At 64.0% G+C, this 311-nt stretch carries 1 protein-coding gene; it reads right to left on the bottom strand.

Annotated features, from left to right (window positions below; genetic code table 11):
• Positions 1-263 (bottom strand): hypothetical protein (locus SB751_RS29225; RefSeq protein ID WP_410748933.1); only part of this gene is annotated, 263 nt, incomplete at its 3' end.
• Positions 264-311 lie beyond the last annotated feature (48 nt).

The raw sequence follows: 311 nt of genomic DNA, 5'->3' as shown, positions 1-311 counted from the left end.
CGGCGCTGAACCTTGCTCCCGGTTCGTTCAATCAGAGAACTACCGTCAAACAAGCCTTCGAAACTCGTGCGGCTCACAACGTCGAGCCGGCGGCATTGCACCATCAAGCGACGAGGCGGCGCGCTCCACGGATGACCTGAAAAGCCGAGCCGCTCGCGAAACAGGCCTACACCGGCGTCGTGACCCGGGACCACCCGTCGCGGCATGCCCGCTTCGCACGACCGGCGCAGGCCCTGCTTCCATTCAACACAACGCAAGGTCATTGATCACGCACCGTGCCGACCTTCCGAACGACACGGGCGGTCGGGTAG

This window comes from Cupriavidus sp. SIMBA_020 (genome assembly GCF_046535395.1).
GTDB classification, from domain to species: Bacteria; Pseudomonadota; Gammaproteobacteria; order Burkholderiales; family Burkholderiaceae; genus Cupriavidus; species Cupriavidus campinensis.
This window is presented reverse-complemented; position numbering and strand designations above follow the sequence as displayed.